15 protein-coding genes are annotated in these 19,227 nt (G+C 72.2%); 6 read left to right on the top strand and 9 right to left on the bottom strand.

Features of this window, described 5'->3' with window-relative positions; translation table 11 throughout:
* Window positions 1-109 precede the first annotated feature (109 nt).
* The 4 genes from EBO15_RS07395 (at window position 110) to EBO15_RS07380 (ending at window position 5,233) form a co-directional block, all read left to right on the top strand.
* Window positions 110-1,279: a S8 family peptidase gene (locus tag EBO15_RS07395; RefSeq protein WP_122193555.1), complete on the top strand. Its 1,170-nt coding sequence runs from the start codon at window positions 110-112 to the stop codon at window positions 1,277-1,279.
* 335 nt (window positions 1,280-1,614) lie between these two features.
* Window positions 1,615-2,187, top strand: a complete 573-nt coding sequence (locus EBO15_RS07390) for an RNA polymerase sigma factor (RefSeq protein WP_122193601.1) — start codon at window positions 1,615-1,617, stop codon at window positions 2,185-2,187.
* Complete coding sequence (locus EBO15_RS07385) at window positions 2,184-2,627, top strand: hypothetical protein (protein ID WP_122193554.1); 444 nt, start codon at window positions 2,184-2,186, stop codon at window positions 2,625-2,627. The genes EBO15_RS07390 and EBO15_RS07385 overlap by 4 nt, the downstream gene beginning before the upstream one ends.
* 41 nt (window positions 2,628-2,668) lie before the next feature.
* Entirely contained in the window at window positions 2,669-5,233 is a 2,565-nt protein-coding gene (locus tag EBO15_RS07380; protein ID WP_233616037.1) for a CHAT domain-containing protein, read from the top strand.
* Window positions 5,234-5,245: 12 nt separating this feature from the next.
* On the opposite strand, the gene EBO15_RS07375 is transcribed toward EBO15_RS07380, so the two are convergent.
* The 4 genes from EBO15_RS07375 to EBO15_RS07355 all read right to left on the bottom strand — a co-directional run bounded on the left by EBO15_RS07375 (window position 5,246) and on the right by EBO15_RS07355 (window position 10,992).
* Window positions 5,246-6,097 (bottom strand): sulfurtransferase, encoded by an 852-nt coding sequence (locus EBO15_RS07375; RefSeq protein ID WP_378237470.1) that lies wholly within the window; start codon window positions 6,095-6,097, stop codon window positions 5,246-5,248.
* A 140-nt stretch (window positions 6,098-6,237) separates the two neighbouring features.
* Window positions 6,238-7,224 (bottom strand): alkaline phosphatase family protein, encoded by a 987-nt coding sequence (locus tag EBO15_RS07370; RefSeq protein WP_325051876.1) that lies wholly within the window; start codon window positions 7,222-7,224, stop codon window positions 6,238-6,240.
* 158 nt (window positions 7,225-7,382) lie between these two features.
* The gene (locus tag EBO15_RS07365) at window positions 7,383-7,964 is read right to left on the bottom strand and encodes a DUF5998 family protein (RefSeq protein WP_122193552.1); all 582 of its coding nucleotides are present in this window, start codon (window positions 7,962-7,964) and stop codon (window positions 7,383-7,385) included.
* A gap of 457 nt (window positions 7,965-8,421) precedes the next feature.
* Complete coding sequence (locus EBO15_RS07355; protein WP_233616036.1) at window positions 8,422-10,992, bottom strand: bifunctional acetate--CoA ligase family protein/GNAT family N-acetyltransferase; 2,571 nt, start codon at window positions 10,990-10,992, stop codon at window positions 8,422-8,424.
* Window positions 10,993-11,214: 222 nt separating this feature from the next.
* Here EBO15_RS07355 and EBO15_RS07350 point away from each other — a divergent pair, with 222 nt between their 5' ends.
* Both EBO15_RS07350 and EBO15_RS07345 read left to right on the top strand, forming a co-directional pair.
* Window positions 11,215-12,138: a carbohydrate kinase family protein gene (locus tag EBO15_RS07350; protein ID WP_122193549.1), complete on the top strand. Its 924-nt coding sequence runs from the start codon at window positions 11,215-11,217 to the stop codon at window positions 12,136-12,138.
* Window positions 12,139-12,170: 32 nt separating this feature from the next.
* Window positions 12,171-13,103, top strand: a complete 933-nt coding sequence (locus tag EBO15_RS07345) for an aminoglycoside phosphotransferase family protein (RefSeq protein ID WP_122193548.1) — start codon at window positions 12,171-12,173, stop codon at window positions 13,101-13,103.
* Window positions 13,104-13,200: 97 nt separating this feature from the next.
* Here the strand turns inward: EBO15_RS07345 and EBO15_RS07340 are convergent, their stop codons facing one another.
* The 5 genes from EBO15_RS07340 to EBO15_RS07315 all read right to left on the bottom strand — a co-directional run bounded on the left by EBO15_RS07340 (window position 13,201) and on the right by EBO15_RS07315 (window position 19,054).
* Window positions 13,201-13,863 (bottom strand): HAD family hydrolase, encoded by a 663-nt coding sequence (locus EBO15_RS07340; RefSeq protein WP_122193547.1) that lies wholly within the window; start codon window positions 13,861-13,863, stop codon window positions 13,201-13,203.
* 143 nt (window positions 13,864-14,006) lie between these two features.
* Window positions 14,007-16,265, bottom strand: coding sequence for a RecQ family ATP-dependent DNA helicase (locus tag EBO15_RS07335; RefSeq protein WP_233616035.1), 2,259 nt, complete (start codon window positions 16,263-16,265; stop codon window positions 14,007-14,009).
* An 82-nt stretch (window positions 16,266-16,347) separates the two neighbouring features.
* Window positions 16,348-16,944, bottom strand: coding sequence for a LutC/YkgG family protein (locus EBO15_RS07325; RefSeq protein ID WP_122193546.1), 597 nt, complete (start codon window positions 16,942-16,944; stop codon window positions 16,348-16,350).
* A complete protein-coding gene (locus tag EBO15_RS07320) occupies window positions 16,944-18,353 on the bottom strand; it encodes a lactate utilization protein B (protein WP_122193545.1) in 1,410 nt (469 codons plus the stop codon). The genes EBO15_RS07325 and EBO15_RS07320 overlap by 1 nt, the downstream gene beginning before the upstream one ends.
* Window positions 18,350-19,054, bottom strand: coding sequence for a (Fe-S)-binding protein (locus EBO15_RS07315; protein ID WP_122193544.1), 705 nt, complete (start codon window positions 19,052-19,054; stop codon window positions 18,350-18,352). Before EBO15_RS07315 ends, EBO15_RS07320 begins: the two co-directional genes overlap by 4 nt.
* Window positions 19,055-19,227: the final 173 nt, after the last annotated feature.

The following is a 19,227-nucleotide window of genomic DNA, read 5'->3' as shown; positions in this document are numbered from 1 at the left end:
TTCGCCATCTCGGGGCGCGCTTGTGGATAACTTGAACAATGACTACCCAGAGCTATCGATCGGGCACGATGAGCGCGGGGATTGATCGTGTCGACGGAAGTGAGGGTGGATGTTCGATCAGCAGGCCCGGCTGGAGCGGCTGCTCGCCCGCCATCGGGACGCCGTGGTGGTCGAGCCGGTCGCGGGGCGTCCCGCGCTGGTGCGGCGGGACCAGGTGCTCGTGGCCGGGGAGGACGCGGCGGCGGCCGAGGATCTGGTTCGGCGCTGGTACGACTCCCGCCAGGACGAGCATGGCGTCACGCGCCTGCGGCTACGCGCGCCCGCGAAGGTGGACGTCTGCGAACTGGCCGCCCAGCTCTCCGGCGACGGGCGGCATCGCAAGCTGAGCGTCTCCCCCAACCATCTCGTTCACGGGCAGCCCCTGTGGTGGAGCGGGCCGGCCGATCTGCCCCGTGCGACGGCGACCGTGCCGATGCCCGAGGCGTCCGCGGTTCGGCGTGAGGTGACGGTCGCGATCCTGGACACGGGCCTGGATCCGCATCCCTGGTACGAGGGTACGGAGTGGTTCGCCGAGCAGCGGGCCGAGGTCGCGGAGGTCCTGGACGCCGATCTGGACTTCGAGCTGGACGCGCAGGCCGGCCATGGCACGTTCGTCGCGGGGGTCGTCCTGCGGCACGCGCCGTCCGCCCGGGTCCGGGCCCGGCGGGTCATCGGCGGCGACGGCGTCGGAGACGAGCTGGACGTGATCCGCGCCCTGTACTGGCTGTCGGAGTGGGGCCGCGCGGACGTGGTCAACCTGTCGCTCGGCTGCCACACCTTCGACGACCGGCCGTCTCCGGTGCTGTCGCGGGCGCTGGCCATGCTGGGCAGGCAGACGGTCGTCGTCGCGTGCGCGGGGAACGCGGCGGGCGACAGGCCGTTCTGGCCCGCCGCGCTCAAGTCGGTGATCGGTGTGGCGGCGCTCGACGCGCGCGCGGAGGACCGGGCCTGGTTCTCCAACTACGGCTGGTGGGTGGACGCCAGTACGCCGGGCGTGGACGTGGCGAGCTGCTTCGTCCGGTTCGACGGGCCGCGTGGGCGGGTCAACGGAATCGACCCCGATCGGTTCGACGGCTATGCGACATGGAGCGGGACGTCGTTCGCGGCGCCCGCCGTGGCGGGACGTATCGCGGCGATGGCGGCGGCCGAGGACCTGCCCGCCGTGGCGGCCGCCGACCGCGTCCTCGATCCGGCGGCGTCCCCTACCCGGCCGGACCTCGGGGTAATCATCAGGGCTTGAGCACGGCGCGATGGCGATGCGGTAACCGTGACACCTTGTGCACTCTGCGTGCCGCCCCCCGGCCCTAATGTCGGCGCTCAGCGAGGGCTCTTGGAGGAGTGCGGGTGGCCCTGAATGAACGTCCTGCGCCGTCCGGAAGGACGGGCAGAGGACGGGTTCTTCCTGGAGTGATGGCAGGCGAGCCGGAGAAGGGAGTGGTGCCGCGCCCACGCGCGGAGGAGGCGGGGCACGTGCCGCAGCCGCGTACGGAGGAGCCGGGGACGGTGGCGCGGCCGCGTGTGGAGGGAGCGGGGGACGTGCCGCGCGGCGGTGCCCGTGTTTCGCCTGGCTCTGATGTGGCGGACGTCGAATCGGGTGAGCTGGTCGTGCGCGCGCGACTCGGTGACAGTGCGGCCTGGGGGCTGCTGGTGGATCGGCATGCGCCGCTGCTCTGGGCGATCGCGCGTTCGTGCGGGCTCGACGATGCCGACTGCGGGGACGTCGTCCAGACGACGTGGTTGAGGCTGGTCGAGCGGATCGACGTCGTCCGCGATCCGCAGGCCGTTCCCCAATGGCTGGCCGTCACCGCGCGCCGCGAGGCGGTGCTGTTGGCAGGGCGGCGTGGACGTGAGGCTCCGGCGGATCCGTTGTGCTTCACCGACGTCCCCCGTCCCATCACGAGAAATGGCGTGTCAGGCGCTTACCGGTTCGTTTCCGGGACGGAGGACACCGCGCTCGCGCGCGAGCAGATCGGACGGGTCGGCGAAGCGCTGCGGACGTTGCCGCGCCGTTGTCAGAACCTCCTGCGGATGCTCGCGCTCGCCCACAGCTACAGCGAGTTGGCCGCGGCCCTGGACATCCCGGTCGGGAGCATCGGATCTGCTCGCACTCGCTGTCTCGCTCAACTGCGCCGGAGGCTCGCGACATGAACGAAGAGCCGTTCCTCGACGAACTGCGCGCCGCCTTCGAACAGATCGATCCCGTTCCGAAGGACGTGATGGCCGCCGGACGGTCCGCGCTCGGCTGGCGTGAGCCGAACGCGGACCTGGCGGAACTCACGGACGAGCAGAATCGCGAGCTGGCCGGGGCGCGCAGTACGAGCGGCATGCGGCTGCTCAGGTTCAGCGCGCCGGGCCATACGGTCGAGGTCGAGATCTCCGGCGCCGGACAGGACCTGGCCCTGACCGGACGGCTCGCTCCCGCGACCGTGGCGGACGTCCGGCTTCGCCACCCCAATTCGGCCGAGCAGTCCGCGCGCGCGGACGAGACCGGGCGCTTCGCGTTGACCGCAGTCCCGGAAGGGCTGGTCAGCCTGGTCTTCCACCTGCCGGACGCCTCCTGTGTGGTCACGAGCTGGATCCGTCTCTGACCCCACAACAAGTCCATATCGACGCCCCGAAACGGAGCCGCATGCCTCAGGACCTCTTCGATGACGTCCTCGGACAGGATTTGCTGCGACTGGCGACGACCGAACCGGCCACGGCCTATCGGGAAGCGGCTGAGCGAGCCGCCCAGGCGAAGGCGTCAGGAAACACAACTGAGCTCGTGGTGGCCCTCAGGGCAGCCGGCCTTGCCGCCAAGGAGCTCGGCCACCTGGAGGAGGGCATCGCCTGCCTTGAGCAGGCCTTGGCGCTTGCGGAGCCGTCCGCGTACGCCGTGGCGCAGGTCCGGATGAATCTTGTCGGGTTGCTCGCGGCACGCGGCGACACCAGGCGCGCACTGGTCGAGGCGGCAGAAGCCGATGGAGTCCTCCACGGGGCGGACGCCCACAGGCTGGCCGCCAACACGGTCTGTGCTCTCGCGCGCGCAGGGAGGATCACCGATGCGGACGCGCTCGCCGCGTCCACGCTCCCCGCGCTGCGCGGCGGCACCGATCCCGTTCCCTTGGTCGGGATGCTCACCAACCTCGGCCTGGCCATGGCACTGCGCGGCCAAATGAACGAGGCCGAGCGGCTCCTTGAGGAGGCCAAGGCGACCAGCGAGAAGCACCGGCTCGGGCAGCAGACGGCGATGGCGCACGCGAATCTGGCGTTCGTGGCGTCCCGGCGTGGAGACATCCCGAAAGCCCTGCGCCTGTATGAGAAGGCTGAGCCGGGCCTGACCGGTGAGCGGGCCGCCCAATGCAGGTTCGACCGTGCTGAGACGCTGATCCAGGCCGGGCTCCCCTGTGAAGCCCGCAAGCTGCTCCAGGCAGTGGTGAACGAGACCAAGGCACGCGGCTACAGGTGTGACCTTGCCGACGGGCTGCTGCTCTTGGCGCACGCGGAGCTGGCATGCCACAACTTCCAGGCCGCCGTCATCAGGGCTGGGGAGGCCGCCGATGTCTTCACACATCAGGACCGCATGGGCTGGCTACCCCTCACCGAGCACCTGCTCCTGCGCGCGCGTTGGGAGACGGGCGAGCGGTCGACCGTGCTGCTCAGCACGGCCATCGCCACCGCTGACAGGCTGGCGCGTTCCGGATGGTCCGAGGCGTCCGCTGAGGCGCGGATCATTGGCGCTCGCCTCGCGCTTCAGTTAGGACGCCCCGCCGCCCACCTGTTGGCGCCCTTGGCTCGTACGCGCGCGCATGGCCCGGCCGCGCTCCGCGTTGTCGCCTGGCATGCGACGGCCCTGGAACGGCAGTCGCGCGGCGATCTCAGGGGCGCGCTGGCCGCCGTATGGTCGGGCCTCTCCGTCCTGGCCGATCATGCCGATGTGTTCGCCGCGCATGATCTGCGGGCTCGGGCCGTGCGCGTCGGGGACGATCTCACCGCTTTGGCTCTGCGGCTGTCACGCTCGGCCCGGGAACTACTGCAGGCCGACGAACGCCGCCGCGCGTTGGCCCGCCGTCCTGTCGCGGTGCGTCCTCCTAGGGATCAGCGGCGGGCCGCTGCCCTTGCTGAGCTTCGGATGCTCAGCGGCGCTCGTGCGCACGCGACCTCCCGTGGGGAGCCGGCACAGACCCTGACCGAGCGGATGGCCGAGTTGGAGTCGTCCATACGCGCGGGCACACACAGCCTCTCGCCGTCCATACGAAGCACGGCCACCGGCCCCGTCGGCATCCACGAGTTGGGGAGCGCCCTTGGCCAGCGTGGGCTGCTTCAGTTCGTCTGCATTGACGATGCGTTGTGGGCGGTGACCCTTCTCAACGGCCGTCCGCAGAGGCATGAGCTTGGCTCTTACACGCAGGTGGCTCGCGAGGTCGAGTTCGTCCACGCGGCCCTACGAGACCTGATCGACGACGAGCGGAACCCGGACGCTCTCCATCTGCTCACCAAGGCCGCGCGGAAGCTCGACGAGCAGCTCATCGCACCGCTCGAGGTCGACGCACCCGAACTGGTCGTCGCGCCAACGGGAAACCTTCACGCCCTGCCCTGGCACATCCTTCCGTCCCTGCGCGGACGCTCCTGCACGGTGGTTCCGTCCGCGACGGCCTGGCTACGCGCGCGCACGATCCCCGAGAACGACGACTCCCGCGTGGTTCTCGTCGCGGGGCCCGGCCTCGATCACGCAGGACGTGAGACGCGCATGCTGCGCCGCATCCACCCGAAGGCCCTCGCGTTGGAAGGACCCGGCGCGCGGGCCGAATCCGTGCAGCGGGCCATGGACGGGGCAGGACTCGTGCACATGGCCGTCCACGGTGAGTTCCGGGCCGACAACCCCATGTTCTCGCGGCTCCTCCTGGCGGACGGCCCGCTCACCGTGCACGACCTGGAAGACCTGTCCGCGCCGCCCGGCACGGTCGTCCTCTCCGCGTGCGACGTCGGACGCGCCGGAGCGGGCGACGCGGTGATCGGCATGGTCGGCGTCCTGCTGGCGCTCGGCACCCGCACGGTCGTGGCCAGCGCCGCGCCGGTGCGCGACGCCGCGTCCCCGCCGTTCATGGCCGCTCTGCACGCCCGCCTGGCGTCCGGAGTGAGCCCTGCCAGGGCCCTGGCGGGGCTGCCGCGCTCGCCCGGGCTCCTCGGCCTGACCTGCTTCGGCGCCGGGTGACCGGCAGCGGGATCAGGCCTCGCCGGTGGCGACCGGATGGGTCGGGTCCGCGACCCACGCGGACCACGACCCGACGTACAAGGCGGCCGGAATACCCGCGATGTGCAGGGCAAGGATCTCGTGAGCGGCGGTGACCCCGGAGCCGCAGTACACGCCCACGTCCACCGCGTCCGTCGCGCCGAGTTCGGCGAACCGCTCGCGCAACAGCCCGGACGGCAGGAACCGGCTGTCCACGCCCACGTTCCCCAGGGTCGGCGCGTTCACGGCGCCCGGGATGTGCCCGGCGACCGGATCGATCGGCTCGACCTCGCCCCGGTAGCGCTCCGACGCGCGCGCGTCGAGGAGCACACCCGCCTTGGCCAGGGACGCGGCCCCCTCCGCATCCAGAACCGGCAGGTTCCCGGGGCGTGCCCTGAAGTCACCAGGCTCGGCGGCCGTGTTCTCTTGGCCGGGCGTCGAATCGGTCTCCACCGGGTGGCCCGCCGTAGTCCAGGCGTGGTAGCCGCCGTCCAGGACATGGACGTCCTCGTGGCCGAAGTACCGGAGGGTCCACCAGAGACGCGCCGCGGCCGTCGAATCGGCGCCGTCATAGACGATCACCCGGCTGTCCCCGGAGACTCCGGCGCGCCGCATCGCGGCCTGGAACTCGGCCGGGTCCGGCAGGGGGTGACGGCCTTCCGAACCGGGCGTTCCGGCGACGTCCCGGTCCAGGTCCACGAAGACCGCGCCGGGCAGATGCCCCTTCCTATAGGACTCGACGCCGGGAGGGCCTCCCAGGTGCCAGCGCACATCGAGCAGCACGGGCGCGGGTGCCCCGGAATTCAGCAACCGTCCCAGCATGGACGCGTCGATGAGAAGGTTCACATCGCCAGTCTGACCGGCATTGCCCGAATTAGGGAGAGCCGAAGGCAGGTTCGTCACACCACCGAGTGTATTGAGCACCGTGCGGCACGCGCGGACGGCCCCACACGCGTGCGCACGAGCCGTCCACCTGCGCGTACGTACTATTCGCGGACGGCGGCGACCAGGGGGACGAGTTGTTCCGCCGGGACCAGTGAGCCATGCATGCCGACCATGCGGCCGAGCCAAGGTTCGCGGGTGCTCGCGACGATCGCGAGGTCGGTGAAAGGCACGGCCACGACATCACCGATGCGAGGAAGCAGTTCTGGGGAGACCGGCCCGAACCAGCCCGCCGCCACGGCCTCCTCCCGGGACGCGACCCAGGCCCGGTCCCCGACCGTCGCGCGCCATGCGGCGAGCACGTCGGCCTCCGCACCGGGCTCGGCATAGACGTAACGGCACCGGGCGTCCCCGCCCAGCAGGGCGATCCCAGCGGCCAACTCGGGAACGGTATCGACGTCCACCCGGTCGACCGGGTTGGTCATGCCGTGGTCGCCCGTCACATAAAGCGCCGCGCCGGACGGCAGAATCTCCGCGATCTGCTCGGCGAGAAGGTCCATAAAGCGGAGTTGGTGCCGCCAATGGGGTGAGCCACAGCCGAACTGGTGACCGGTCGAATCCAGGTCGGCGTGGTAGGCGGTCACATAAGCGCGATCGCCTTGCCGCAGCGCGTGTTCGGCCTGCGCGACGATCTGCCCCAGGCTGTTCGCGGGGATGTAGGCCGCGCCACGCGTGGTGGCCTTGCTGAGACCGGTTTCCTTGTACAGACCGAGCGAGATGTAGGACGTGGCCACACCGTCAGTGGCCGCCCGCTCGTAGACCGTGGGTGTCGGCTGAAACTCGGAGGGGTCGGCCAGATCGTCCTGCCATCTGAGACAGTTCAGCAGGCGGCCTGTGCCGGGCACGGCGAACTGGAACCCGAGGAGACCGTGCGCGCCAGGGGGCAGCCCGGTGGAGAGCGACCCGAGGCTGGTGGCTGTCGTCGCGGGCAGCCCGGCCGTGAGCGGCCGGTCTGCCATGGAGTTCAGGAACGGGGCCTCGTCCGGGTGCGCGCGCAGGAGGTCCCAGCCGAGACCGTCGATGACCAGCACGCACGCGCGCGGGACCCGGGCCAGGCCAAGCGTGTTGGTCGCCCCCGGAACCCCCAGCGTCCCCAGGACGGACGCGGTGAGGTCCGCCAGCGCCCCCGACCCGTACCGCGGCGCGGGCGGCGACGGGGTGCCCCCGGGCCCGGGGGCGGGCGCGCCGGTCACCGGGCCGTGGCGGTGGACAGGGCCTCGGCGAAGGCCAGGACCTGGGTGACGGCGTCCCCGCCGTCCGCGGCCTCGCTCACGCGCAGCGAGAGGTCGTCCGCGGTGACGCTGCCGGTGTAGCCGTGATCGGCCTCGCAGTTCTCGTCACCGCAGGTCGCGGGCTCGAGATCTATGTGGGCGATCGCGCCCCAGCCGATGGTCAGCACGACCTCGCTGGGCGGCATGCCCGGCACGTACGTCTCCGGGTCGGGGACGACCCGGGTGAGCGCGACCGACTGGACCCGGTCCAGCTTCACGGCCTCGGTGGTGGTGGACGCGTGCGGACGGGTCATCCCCTCGCCGGGCGGGTGCTCGTCGGTGTGGCACAGCAGCAGGCGGCTCGCGGTCAGCGCCAGCACGGTGACGTGGCGGCGGACCTCCATCGCGGGGTCGAACGCCGCCTCGTGATGCACCACGTACGCGACGACGCGCTCGTCGCCGATGGCGGACTCGACCGCGTCCGCGACCAGGCCCGGGTAGTAACCGCTGCGCTCGATGGCGGTGCGCAACCCGTGAGCCGTCGCTCGGGTTTCCCTCATGTATCCATCCTGCCCTGTCCGGGCCCGTGCCCGCACACGGGCGGGACCGTTCCGGGCCCCGGAAGGCCCGCCGCCGGGGCACTCCGCGCCCGCACGAGGCGTCCGGCGGACCCGTCGCCCGGGCCGTCCGGGGGCCGAACGCTCTGGTCCCGGGCCTGGTGGACGTCCCGGAAGGGTCCTCCGGCGCCCGTCCTGGGTACGGATGGGGACATGACAGACAGAGATCCACTTCCTTCGCCGCAGCCGATCCCCCGGCCCGGCCCGGAGCCGGCTCCCCTGCCGCCCCCGCCCGTCCCGCGTCCCGAGCCGCCCCCGGCACCGCCGCAACCGCAGCCGGGCCCCGTCCCGCCCGGGCCCGCGCCGGACCCGATCCCGCCCGGCCCGGCACCTGATCCGATTCCGCCGGAACCCGGCCCGGCACCCGGACCGCCGTCCTGACGCCCGGCTCCCGGAGGGCCTAGCCCAGGCGGCGCGGGCCGAGCTCGGGGCGCGGTCCCATCGGCTGTTGCAGCAGCAGGCGGACGCCTCGCACCGACACCCCGGAGGCGTCCGCGATCACGGGGTTCAGCTCGAGCCGGGCGACCTCCGGCAGGTCGTCACCGAGCCTGGCGACCCGCTGCAGCAGATCCTCCAGGGCGGAGACGTCCACGGGCTCCGCGCCCCGGTGGCCGAGCAGCAGGGGCGCGGTCCGGATGGCGCGGATCATCTCGGCGGACTCGGCGTCGGTGAGCGGCGCGAGCCGGTAGGCGCGGTCGTCCAGCAGCGCGGCGGTCTCGTCCGCGAGCCCGAACGACACCACGGCGCCGAAGGACGGGTCCTCCGAGGTCAGGATCCGGACGGGCACTCCCGAGCCGTCACAGTCCACCTCAGGCCCCTGCGAGCCGGGGGCAGCGGCCGTGTCCCCGCCCGTGTCCGGGTCAGGGTCTGCCAGCCGGATGCCGTAGCAGGTCAGCAGGTCGGCCACCTGCGCGCGCGTGGCCGTGAGCGGGGCTGCGTCGCCGGGCAGGTCGTCCAGCCACCCGCTGACGAGCGCGCGGGCCCGGCGACGGTCCTCCGCGCTGATCAGGTCCGAGACGCGGCCGTGCGGACGCTGCCGCCACTGCGCGTACCTGACCACATAGGCGAGCGCCCGGACGGCGTCCTCCGGGGCCGGATAGGACGGCACGGACCCGGCGGCCGCGCTGCCGTCCGGCGCGTTGATCCGCAGGTCGGACGGCATGCCCTTGAATCCCAGGTAGGTCGCCACGATCGGCTTGGACGACCCGGCCGCCAGCCTCAGGATCTTCTCCGGGACGCGCACGTCGTAGCCGCCGATCGTGGGCGGGGTGAACAGCGCGACGACGGCGTCCACGTTCTCGTCGCGCAGCGCCGCCGCGAGGGCCGCCTCGTACGCGTCCGCGTCTGCGAGGGGCCCGAGGTCCACTGGAGGACGGACCCGGAGGCCATGCGCGACCGCCGCGTCCTGGGCGAGCAGCCCCAGGGAGTCGCTGTTGTCGATGATGGCGATGCGGTCCCCTGCGGGGAGCGGCTGGTAGGCGAGCAGCTGCGCGACGTCGAACAGCTCGGAAAGGTCCTCGACCCGGATCACGCCCGCCTGCGCGAACAGCGCGCTTACGGCGTGGTCGGGCAGGCTCAGCGCGCGCGCCGCGTGCCCCAGCGGAACACCCTGCGTGCTGCGTCCGCTCTTGACGACCACGATCGGCTTACGCCGGGACAGCCGTCGGGCAAGGCGCGCGAACTTACGCGGGTTTCCCAGTGATTCCAGGTAGAGCAGGACGGCCTTGGTGGCCGGATCCTCTTCCCAGTACTGCATGAGGTCGTTGCCGGAGACGTCCGCCCGGTTTCCCGCCGAAACGAACGTGGAGAGGCCGAGGCCGCGTTCGGCCGTCCGCTGAAGGATCGCTGTGCCCAGCGCACCGGACTGCGAGAAGAAGCCCACTGGACCGCGTCCGGGCAGGGTCGGCGCGAGGGTCGCGTTCAGGCGGTAGTCCGGGTCGGTATTGGCGATGCCAAGGCAGTTGGGACCGACCACGCGCATCCCCCAGGCCCGAGCCAGGCGGACGAGTTCCTCTTGCCGGGCACGTCCTTCAGGGCCGGCCTCGCCGAATCCCGACGAAACCACGACCAGCCCATGGACGCCCTTGTTGGCGCACTGCTCGACCACCTCGTGCACGGCATTGGCCCGGACGGCGACGACAGCCAGGTCGATCTCGTCCGGGATGTCCAGGACGGACTCGTACGCGCGCACGCCTGCGACGGCCTTCGCCGTGGGGTGCACCGGGTAGATGGGTCCGTTGAAGTCCCCGCCCAGCAGGTTCCTCAGGACGGTCTGCCCCACGCTGTGCTCGGCCCTGCTGGCGCCCACGACCGCCACGGAACGCGGCGTCATGAGCCGCTGGATGGACCGCGCCTCGGCCCGGTGCTCGCGCGCGGACGTGACCTCCACCGAGGTCTCCGTGGGCTCCAGGTCGAGGACGAGCTCGATCACCCCGTCCTCGAAGCTCTGCTCGGCCTTGTAACCGGCCTCGCGGAAGACCCGCGTCATCCGCCGGTTGTCGGGCAGGACGCTGGCCACGAACCGGTGGACGCCGCGCTCGCGGGCGGCGGCGGCGATGTGCTCCAGCAGGACGGCCCCCAGGCCGCGGCCCTGGTGCGCGTCCTCGACGAGGAAGGCGACCTCGGCCGTCCCGGGCCGGTTGGTGAGCCGGTCGTAGCGGACGACCGCCACCATGTCGCCGCCGATCGTGGCGATCAGCCCGACCCGGCGATCATGGTCGACGTTCGTGAAGTGCTGGATCTCACGATCGGACAGGTGGGGACGAGGCGAGAAGAACCGGTAGTAGATCGTCTCGGCGGACAGACGGGCATAGAACGACCTCAGCAGGTCGGCGTCCTCCGGCCTGATCGGCCTCAGGTGCGCCGTCCCGCCGTCGGTGAGGACGACGTCCGCCTCCCACTGGTCGGGATAGTCCCGGCCGCCGGGAAGTTCTCGCTGGTCCGGATGCTCCCGCTTGCTCTCCCCGCTCACGCACCCGAGACTAGGCCACGGGTCCGCGTGGCCCGCGTCCGCCTCGACCGTGAATGCACCGGTCCGGCCGGCGTGAAGCGCCGTGTCCCTGGGCATCGCCGCGCGTTCGAGACCTCATCTGAGGTCAAGAGCTGTTACGGTCGTGCCTACGCCCTGCCCGCGAACTCCGCCCTACGCCCACTCCGCCATTCTGCGGGCCGTGTTGATCGAGGTGATGACCCCATGACCCGGGTAGTCGTGGTTGGCGACCTGATGACCGACACCGTGGCACGTGCCGCCTTCCCCCTCGCCAAGGGCAGCGACACTCCCGCGGCCGTCACCAGCCATGGTGGCGGGTCCGGTGCCAACGTCGCCGCCTGGCTCGCGATGGAAGGCGCCGAGGTCGCGTTCGTCGGCCGCCGCGGCTCCGACATCGCGGGGCGCAACCGCGACATGGAGCTGATGGGCTCCGGTGTCGACGCCCGCCTCGTGATGGACTCCGAACGCCCGACCGGCACCTGCGTGGTCCTGGTCACCCACAAGGGCGACCGCACCATGCTGTCCGACCCCGGGGCCAACAGCGCACTGCTCCCCGAGGACGTCGAGCGCTGCAAGGACCTGTTCGTCCAGGGCGTCCACCTCCATCTGTCGGGCTACTCGCTGATCAACGAGGGCTCCCGGAAGGCCGCCATCCACGCGCTCGACCTCGCGCGCCAGGCGCAGATGTCGGTGTCGGTGGACGGTGCGTCCTCCTCGCCGCTCAAGCGCATGGGCGCCGAGCCGTTCCTGGAGTGGACGCAGGGCGCGCGCCTGCTGGTCCTCAACGCCGCCGAGGCCGAGGTCCTCACCGGCCGCGACAACCCCGAGGCCGCCGCCAAGGTGCTGACCGCCTGGTACCCCCAGGTCGTGATCAAGAACGGCGCGGACGGCTCGCTCTGGTACACCAACGGCCACCCGGAGGCGATCACCGTCGCCGCCGACCCGGTCGAGAAGATCGTGGACGGCACCGGCGCGGGCGACGCCTTCGTCGCCGGCTTCCTGCCCGCCTGGCTGGACGGCAAGCCCCCGGCCGAGGCACTGTCGGCGGGCAACCGCCTCGCCGCGCAGGCCCTCCAGCACCTCGGCGCCCGTCCCTCGCTGGACGTCCAGGACAACCCGATTCGCTGACCCCGGCGGCCGTCCGCGCGTAGGGTGCCCAGATGATCGAGGTACCCAAGGCGTTCGCGGACGGCACCGTCGCACGGGAGGGCGAGCCGGGATCCCGCTGGCTCGCCGAACTGCCCCTGATCGTGGACGACCTGCTCGCCCGCTGGGACTGTGTCCCGGACGGTGAGGTCACGCACGGGGCCGTGGGCGTCGTCGTCCCGGTCCGGGCGCCTGCCGGGCCGTCCGTCCTGAAGGTGTCGTTCCCGCACCCGGGAAACGTGCACGAACCGGACGCCTTCGCGGCGTGGGCCGGCCGGGGCGCCGTCCTGCTGCACGAGCACGACGGCGAACGATTCGGGCTCCTCCTGGAACGTGCCTCCCCGTCCACACTGGCCGCTCTTGAGGACGACGACCGGATCATCCGGATCGCCGGGGGGATCGCCCGCCGCCTCGCCGTCCCCGCTCCGCCGCACGTCCCGCGTCTGCGGGACCAGACCCCCGCCTGGGCCGACCAGCTGCGCAAGGACACCGAACAGCTGCCGCACGCCCTGCCGGACCGCGTCGTGGACACCGCGATCGCGACCGCGGAAGGGCTGGGCGTCTCACAACCGGACACCCTGGTCCACGGCGATCTCCATCCGGGGAACATCCTGCGGGCCGAGCGCGAACCCTGGCTGGTCATCGACCCGAAGGGCCTCGCGGGAGACCCCGCCTACGACGTGGGCGCGCTGCTCAAATCCCGGGCCCTGTCACTCCTCCAGGCGGACGACCACGCCAAGGCCTTCGGCCGCGCGCTGGACGTGTTCGCCGAGTCCGCCGAGCTGGACCGCCACCGCGTCCACCGCTGGGCCCAGCTCCACGCCGTCCAGGCCGCCTTCTGGGCTCGCCGCCACGGCTTCACGATCGCCCGCACCGGCCCCGCCCTCGATGCCATCATCGCCACCGTCGACCACTTGGCCGAAGTCCTGACCGCTCCTGCCCTCTGACCCGCCGTCGCGGGCGTGAGCGCCTGCGAGGGCGTGGTTCTGGGCCGATCGTCCGGGCGGAACGGGGACGCGGCCCGGCGATCGGCCCAGATGTGAGTCAGTCCGTGAGGCCCAGCTGGCGCACGAGTTCCGGCAGCTTGCGCATGTCCTCGAAGACGACCGTTCCGGGTCCTTCCAGCCATGTGGCGGGGGTGAGACCGCCCGCGTAGCCGAACGACCGCATCCCGGCGGCGCGCGCGGCCTGGATCCCGAACCGGCTGTCCTCGACCACCACGCACGCCTCCGGCCTCACGCCCATGCTCTCGGCGGCGAAGAGGAACAGGTCGGGTTCCGGTTTGCCCCGCTCGACCTGCGTCGCGCTGAAGATCCGTCCCTCGAACCGCGCGTGCAGGCCGGTGCGGCCCAGGGTGTGCCGCATCTTGTCGTGGCTGCCGCTGGACGCCACGCAGAACGGGAGCCCGATCCCGTCCAGCGCCTCCTCGATGCCCTCGACGGTGACGAGCTCGGCGTCCACCGCCTCGGCGTGCAGCCGCTTGAAACGCCGCTCCGCCTCGGCGGTCAGCTCGGGGCCGAGCTCCGCCTCGATCATCTCGTTGATGGACGCGGTGGAGCGCCCGACGAACCGCTCCATCACGTGCTGCTCGCTCACCGGCCAGCCCAGCTCGGTCAGGACCGCCGAATGCACCCGCACCGCGATGGGCTCGCTGTCCACCAGCACGCCGTCGCAGTCGAAGATCACCAGTTCAACATCATTTGCCACAGCGGCAAGCTACAGCCGCCGCCCCTCCCCGGCCGACGTCCCCCTCCCGCTCCTCGGAGGCCGGTCGAAGTGACCGTCCTCGTGCAGCCGGGCCGACGGCGCCGCCGACCAAGCGGGCAGGGGCGGCGCAGGCGGGCGGTGGGTCAGGAGGGGACGGCAAGAGCCAGGGGAAGGACGGCCGGGGCTCCGGCCTGGCGGAGGAGACGGGTGGCGACGGTCATGGTCCAGCCGGTGTCGATGCGGTCGTCGACCAGCAGGATCGGGCCCCCGGCCTGGGCGATGGCGGCGGCCAGCTCGTCGGAGAGGGCGAGGGAGCCCCAGACCGTGCGGAGGCGCTGGGCGCTGTTATGGCGTCTCGGAGTGGGCTCGCCGACGGGGGTGAGCTCACCGAGGTAGGGCAGGCGGCCGATCTCGGCGAGGCGGGTGGCGAGGCTGCCGACGAGCCGGGGGCGCCTGCGCGAGCCCACGGAGACGACGGCGGCGGGGCGGGTGTTCCAGTCCCACGCGGCGAGGACCTTCACCATGGCGTCGAACATGTCGGGCGAAACGTCGGTGTCGGGGGCCTGGTCGGCGAACAGGGCGCGCAGGCGGTTGCCCCAGCCGATGTCGGTGAGGCGACCGAGGACACGGCCCTCCTCGGCTTGGTCGGTGGCGGGGATGCGGCCGGAGACGCCCAGGTCGTCCTTGACGCCGGTGGGCCACATGCGGCGGGGCTGGACGTCCACGCCGGGGCGGTGCAGGCGGTCGCGGGCGCCGGCGGCGCCCTCGGCGGAGACCTCGGCGGGGCGGTGGACGCCGGTGCAGTTGTCGCAGCGGCCGCAGGGGGCGGCGGACGGGTCGTCGAGCTGGCGGCGGAGGAACTCCTCACGGCAGCCGGTGGTGGCGATGTAGTCGAGCATCGCGCGCTGTTCCCGCTCGCGCTCGGCGGCGACGCGCTGGTACCGGGCGCGGTCGTAGGCCCAGGGGCGGCCGGTGGCCTCCCAGCCGCCCTTGACGCGGTGGACGGCGCCGTCGACGTCCAGGACCTTGAGCATCATCTCCAGGCGGGAGCGGCCGAGGTCGACCATCGGCTCGAGCGCGGACGTCGACAGCGGCCTGCCCGCGGCGGACAGCACGTCGAGGGTGGTGCGGACGACCGGCTCGGGCGGGAAGGCGAGCCCGGCGAAGTAGGCCCAGATCTCCCGGTCCTCCCGGCCCGGGAGAAGGATCACCTCGGCGCGGTCGACGCCACGGCCCGCGCGGCCGATCTGCTGGTAGTAGGCCACGGGCGACTGCGGCGCGCCGACGTGGACGATGAAGCCGAGGTCGGGCTTGTCGAAGCCCATGCCGAGGGCGCTGGTGGCGATCAGGGCCTTGAGCTTGTTGTCGAGCAGGTCGCGTTCGGCCTGGAGGCGCTCGTCGGGGTCGGTCTGGCCGGAGTAGGCGGCGACGGCGTAGCCGCGGTCGCGCAGGTAGCCGGCGATCTCGTGGGCGGCGGCGACGGTGAGGGTGTAGACGATGCCGGAGCCGGGCAGCGCGTCGAGCTGCTCGCCGAGCCAGGCCACCCGCTGGTCGGCCGAGGGCAGCTCGACCACCGACAGGTGCAGCGAGTCGCGCTGCAGCGGCCCGCGCAGGACGAGGGTCCCCTCCGAGGCCAGGGCCGACGCCGACTCCGCCACGGACGCCCCGGCCGGAGGCCCCGTCGGGGCCTCCGCTGCCGGGCGGTCCGTGGTCGGGGCTTCCGCTGCCGGGGGGTTCGTGGTCGCGAGTGGGGGCGTGTCGGGGGTGGTGGGGCGGGCGCCGGACAGTTGTTCGGCGACGTCCTGGGTGACGCGGGCGTTGGCGGTGGCGGTGGTGGCGAGGACGGGGATGCCGGGCGGGAGGTCGGCCAGGAGGGTGCGGAGGCGGCGGTAGTCGGGGCGGAAGTCGTGGCCCCAGTCGGAGATGCAGTGCGCCTCGTCGACCACGACGAGGCCCGCGCCGGCGGCGAGCTTGGGGAGGACCTGGTCGCGGAAGTCGGGGTTGTTGAGGCGTTCGGGGCTGACCAGCAGGACGTCGACCTCGCCGGCCTCGACCTCGGCGAAGACCGCGTCCCAGGTGTCGGTGTTCGCCGAGTTGACGGTGCGGGCGCGGATGCCGGCGCGCTCGGCGGCGTCGATCTGGTTGCGCATCAGGGCGAGCAGCGGGGAGACGATCACGGTGGGGCCGGCGCCGCGGTCGCGGAGCAGCCGGGTGGCGACGAAGTAGACGGCCGACTTGCCCCAGCCGGTGCGCTGGACGACCAGGGCGCGGCGGCGTTCGACGACCAGGGCGCGGATGGCGGTCCACTGGTCGTCGCGGAGCCGGGCGGCGGGCCCGGCCAGGCCGCGCAGGCAGCGCTCCGCGTCGTCGCGGAGGGCGTCGGTGGTCGTCGCGTCAGTCATGCCTCCTTGGTATCAGCCGTCGCCGACGTCACCACAATAGAACGGCGTTCTGTGGACAACGCGTGCGCCGCCGGGGGAGGGATCAGAGGATGGCGACCTCCAACGTGCGCGGGCCGTGGACGCCTTCGACGCGGTCGAGTTCGATGTCGCTGGTAGCGGACGGGCCGCTGATCCAAGTAAGCGGACGCGTCGGATCCAGGAGTTCCAGCGCCTCCGGGACGGTCCGGACGATCTGTTCCCGGCGGACCACGCACAGGTGGTAGTCCGGGACGAGGGTCAGGGCCCGGCGGCCTTGGGCCTCGCCGCCGTCCAGGACGATCGTGCCGGTTTCGGCGATGGCCACGGCGCAGCCCGTCAGGACGCCGTCCAGGCGGTCGAGCTCGGTGGCCGTGAGGGGCGGGTCGTCGCGGGCGACGTCCACCCCCGAGAGCCACTCCCCCGGGACGCCGGGCGGGACCATGAGCCTTCCTCGTCCGCGCGCGAGTTCGGCGACCGGGGTGTCGAGGTGGACGACGGCGCGGTAGTCCATGAGGCGGTCCAGCAGCAGTTCGATGAGGTCGGGACCCGATCTGGTCCGCTGGTAGTCGCGCGGGACCTGGACGCCGTCCGGCCCCTCGGCCATGGGGACGTCGGCGAGCGCCGAACGCACTCGCACGAGGATCGTCTCTCGCGAACCCATTACCGCTCCTCCCTCGAGGCCCACCAGTCGCGGAACGACTGGGGTGGGGGCGCTGGAATGTCCCTGGTGTCGGTCCAGGCCGCCAAGGGGCCGGGGAGGCGGCGCGGGGTGAGCCGCCGGAGGCGGCCCGCCGTTCGCTGGCCGGCGGCCAGGAGCGCCGGGGACGAGAGCACGCGCCGGGCCGCGCCCATGGCCAGCTTCTCGACCCGGTGGACGCCGGACGCGCCGACCTTCGCGCGCAGGTGCAGCAGCACCTCCGGGATGTTGATCTCGACCGGGCACACGTCGTAGCAGGCCCCGCAGAGCGTGGACGCGTAGGGGAGCGACTCGTCCAGCTCGGAACCGAATCCGCGTAGCTGGGGCGTCAGGATCGCGCCGATCGGGCCGGGATACACCGATCCGTAGGCGTGGCCCCCCGCGCGCTCGTAGACGGGGCAGACGTTCAGGCAGGCCGAGCAGCGGATGCAGCGCAGCGCCTGGCGTCCGACTCCGTCGGCCAGGACCTTGGTGCGGCCGTTGTCCAGGAGCACCAGATGAAAGTCCTGGCCTTCGGTGGCTCCGGTCCACATGGACGTGTAGGGGTTCATGCGCTCGCCCGTGGAGGATCGCGGGAGCAGTTGCATGAACACTTCGAGGTCCTGCCACGTGGGCACCAGCTTCTCGATGCCGACGACCGAGATCAGGGTCTCCGGGAGGGTCAGGCACATGCGGCCGTTGCCCTCGGACTCCAGGACCACGAGCGTGCCGGTCTCGGCGACCGCGAAGTTCGCCCCGGAGATGCCGACCTTCGCCGTCAGGAACCGTTCGCGCAGGTGCAGGCGCGCGGCCTCGGCCAGGGCGCGCGGGTCGTCCGTCAGGCCGGCGGGGGCGGGGCGGCCCCACGCGCCCATCGCGCGCTCGAAGATCTCCCGGATCTCCGCCCGGTTGCGGTGGATGGCCGGGACGAGGATGTGCGAGGGCCTGTCGTCCCCCAGCTGGACGATCAGCTCCGCCAGGTCGGTCTCGTAGGCGGTGATCCCCTCCTCCGCCAGGGCCTCGTTCAGGCCGATCTCCTGTGTGGCCATGGACTTGACCTTGACGACCTCGGTCTCCCCCGTCGCGCGCACGAGGTCGAGGACGATGCGGTTGGCCTCGGTGGCGTCGGCGGCCCAGTGGACGCGTCCGCCCGCCCGTTCGACGGCCTCCTCCAACTGCTCGAGGTAGAGGTCGAGGTGGCGCAGGACGCGGGTCTTCAGCGCGGCGCCCGCGGCGCGCAGCGCGGCCCAGTCGGGCTGCTCGGCCACCACGGCCGCGCGTTTGTCGCGGATCGTGTGCGTGGCCTTGTGCAGGTTGTGCCGCAGCTGGGCGTTGCCCACGGCTCTGGATGCCGCCTTCGGGAACGGCGGCATCCCGACGAAGGTCGAGCTCATGCCGGGTCCTCCTCTGTGGAGGCGAGGATCTGGGCCAGGTGCAGCACTCGTACGCCCGCGCGGTCGCGCCGCATCGTTCCGCCGATGTGCATCAGGCAGGAGTTGTCGGCGGCGCACAGCACCTCGGCGCCGGTGTCCATCACGTGGCGGATCTTGTCGGTGCACATGGCCGCGGACACCGCGGGGTTCTTCAGCGAGAACGTCCCGCCGAATCCGCAGCATTCTTCGGCCCCGCCCAAGGGGAGCAGGGTCAGTCCGCGCACCGAGGAGAGCAGTGTGTGGGGCCGGTCCCCCACGCGCAGGGAGCGCAGGGAATGGCAGGTCGGGTGGTAGGTGACCGAGTGCGGGAAGTAGGCGCCGACGTCGTTCACCTTCAGGACGTCCACGAGGAACTCGGACAGCTCGTATACGCCCGGGGGTGGATCCACCCCCAGCGTCGGGTACCACTCGCGGACCATCGCCGCGCACGAGCCGGACGGCATGACCACCGCGTCGTAACCGGAGAACACCTCCCCGACCCGCAGCGCCAGCGGCATCGCGTCCTCGCGGTAGCCGGTGTTGAAGTGCATCTGGCCACAGCACGTCTGGGCCTCCGGGAACTCGACCCGGCAGCCGAGCCGCTCCAGCAGCCGCACGGTCGCCCGCCCCGTCCCGGGGAAGAGCGTGTCGTTGACGCAGGTCACGAACAGTGCGACGCGCACGTTCGGATCACCTCCGGTCCGTGGGCGCGCGGGGCGTCCGCGGACGTCCCACGCGATCTTCGTCACCCAGCGTAGCGAGCGCGTGATCGGGCGCCCGCGCACAGGGGTCCCGGCGGGGGGTGGGCCGGTATAGCACCCGTGAGGCATGGGTAGCCTGCGAGCAGGATTGTGGA

The sequence above is a fragment of the Actinomadura harenae genome, from assembly GCF_003696215.1.
In the GTDB taxonomy this organism is placed as follows: Bacteria; Actinomycetota; Actinomycetes; order Streptosporangiales; family Streptosporangiaceae; genus Spirillospora; species Spirillospora harenae.
This window is presented reverse-complemented; position numbering and strand designations above follow the sequence as displayed.

Bases quoted from the DNA above. Each gene is read 5' to 3' on its own strand.
- EBO15_RS07350 (WP_122193549.1), top strand. From the start codon at position 11,215: ATGACCCGGGTAGTCGTGGTTGGCGACCTGATGACCGACACCGTGGCA.
- EBO15_RS07320 (WP_122193545.1), bottom strand. From the start codon at position 18,353: ATGAGCTCGACCTTCGTCGGGATGCCGCCGTTCCCGAAGGCGGCATCC.
- EBO15_RS07385 (WP_122193554.1), top strand. From the start codon at position 2,184: ATGAACGAAGAGCCGTTCCTCGACGAACTGCGCGCCGCCTTCGAACAG.
- EBO15_RS07345 (WP_122193548.1), top strand. From the start codon at position 12,171: ATGATCGAGGTACCCAAGGCGTTCGCGGACGGCACCGTCGCACGGGAG.
- EBO15_RS07325 (WP_122193546.1), bottom strand. From the start codon at position 16,944: ATGGGTTCGCGAGAGACGATCCTCGTGCGAGTGCGTTCGGCGCTCGCC.
- EBO15_RS07365 (WP_122193552.1), bottom strand. From the start codon at position 7,964: ATGAGGGAAACCCGAGCGACGGCTCACGGGTTGCGCACCGCCATCGAG.
- EBO15_RS07380 (WP_233616037.1), top strand. From the start codon at position 2,669: ATGCCTCAGGACCTCTTCGATGACGTCCTCGGACAGGATTTGCTGCGA.
- EBO15_RS07335 (WP_233616035.1), bottom strand. From the start codon at position 16,265: ATGACTGACGCGACGACCACCGACGCCCTCCGCGACGACGCGGAGCGC.
- EBO15_RS07395 (WP_122193555.1), top strand. From the start codon at position 110: ATGTTCGATCAGCAGGCCCGGCTGGAGCGGCTGCTCGCCCGCCATCGG.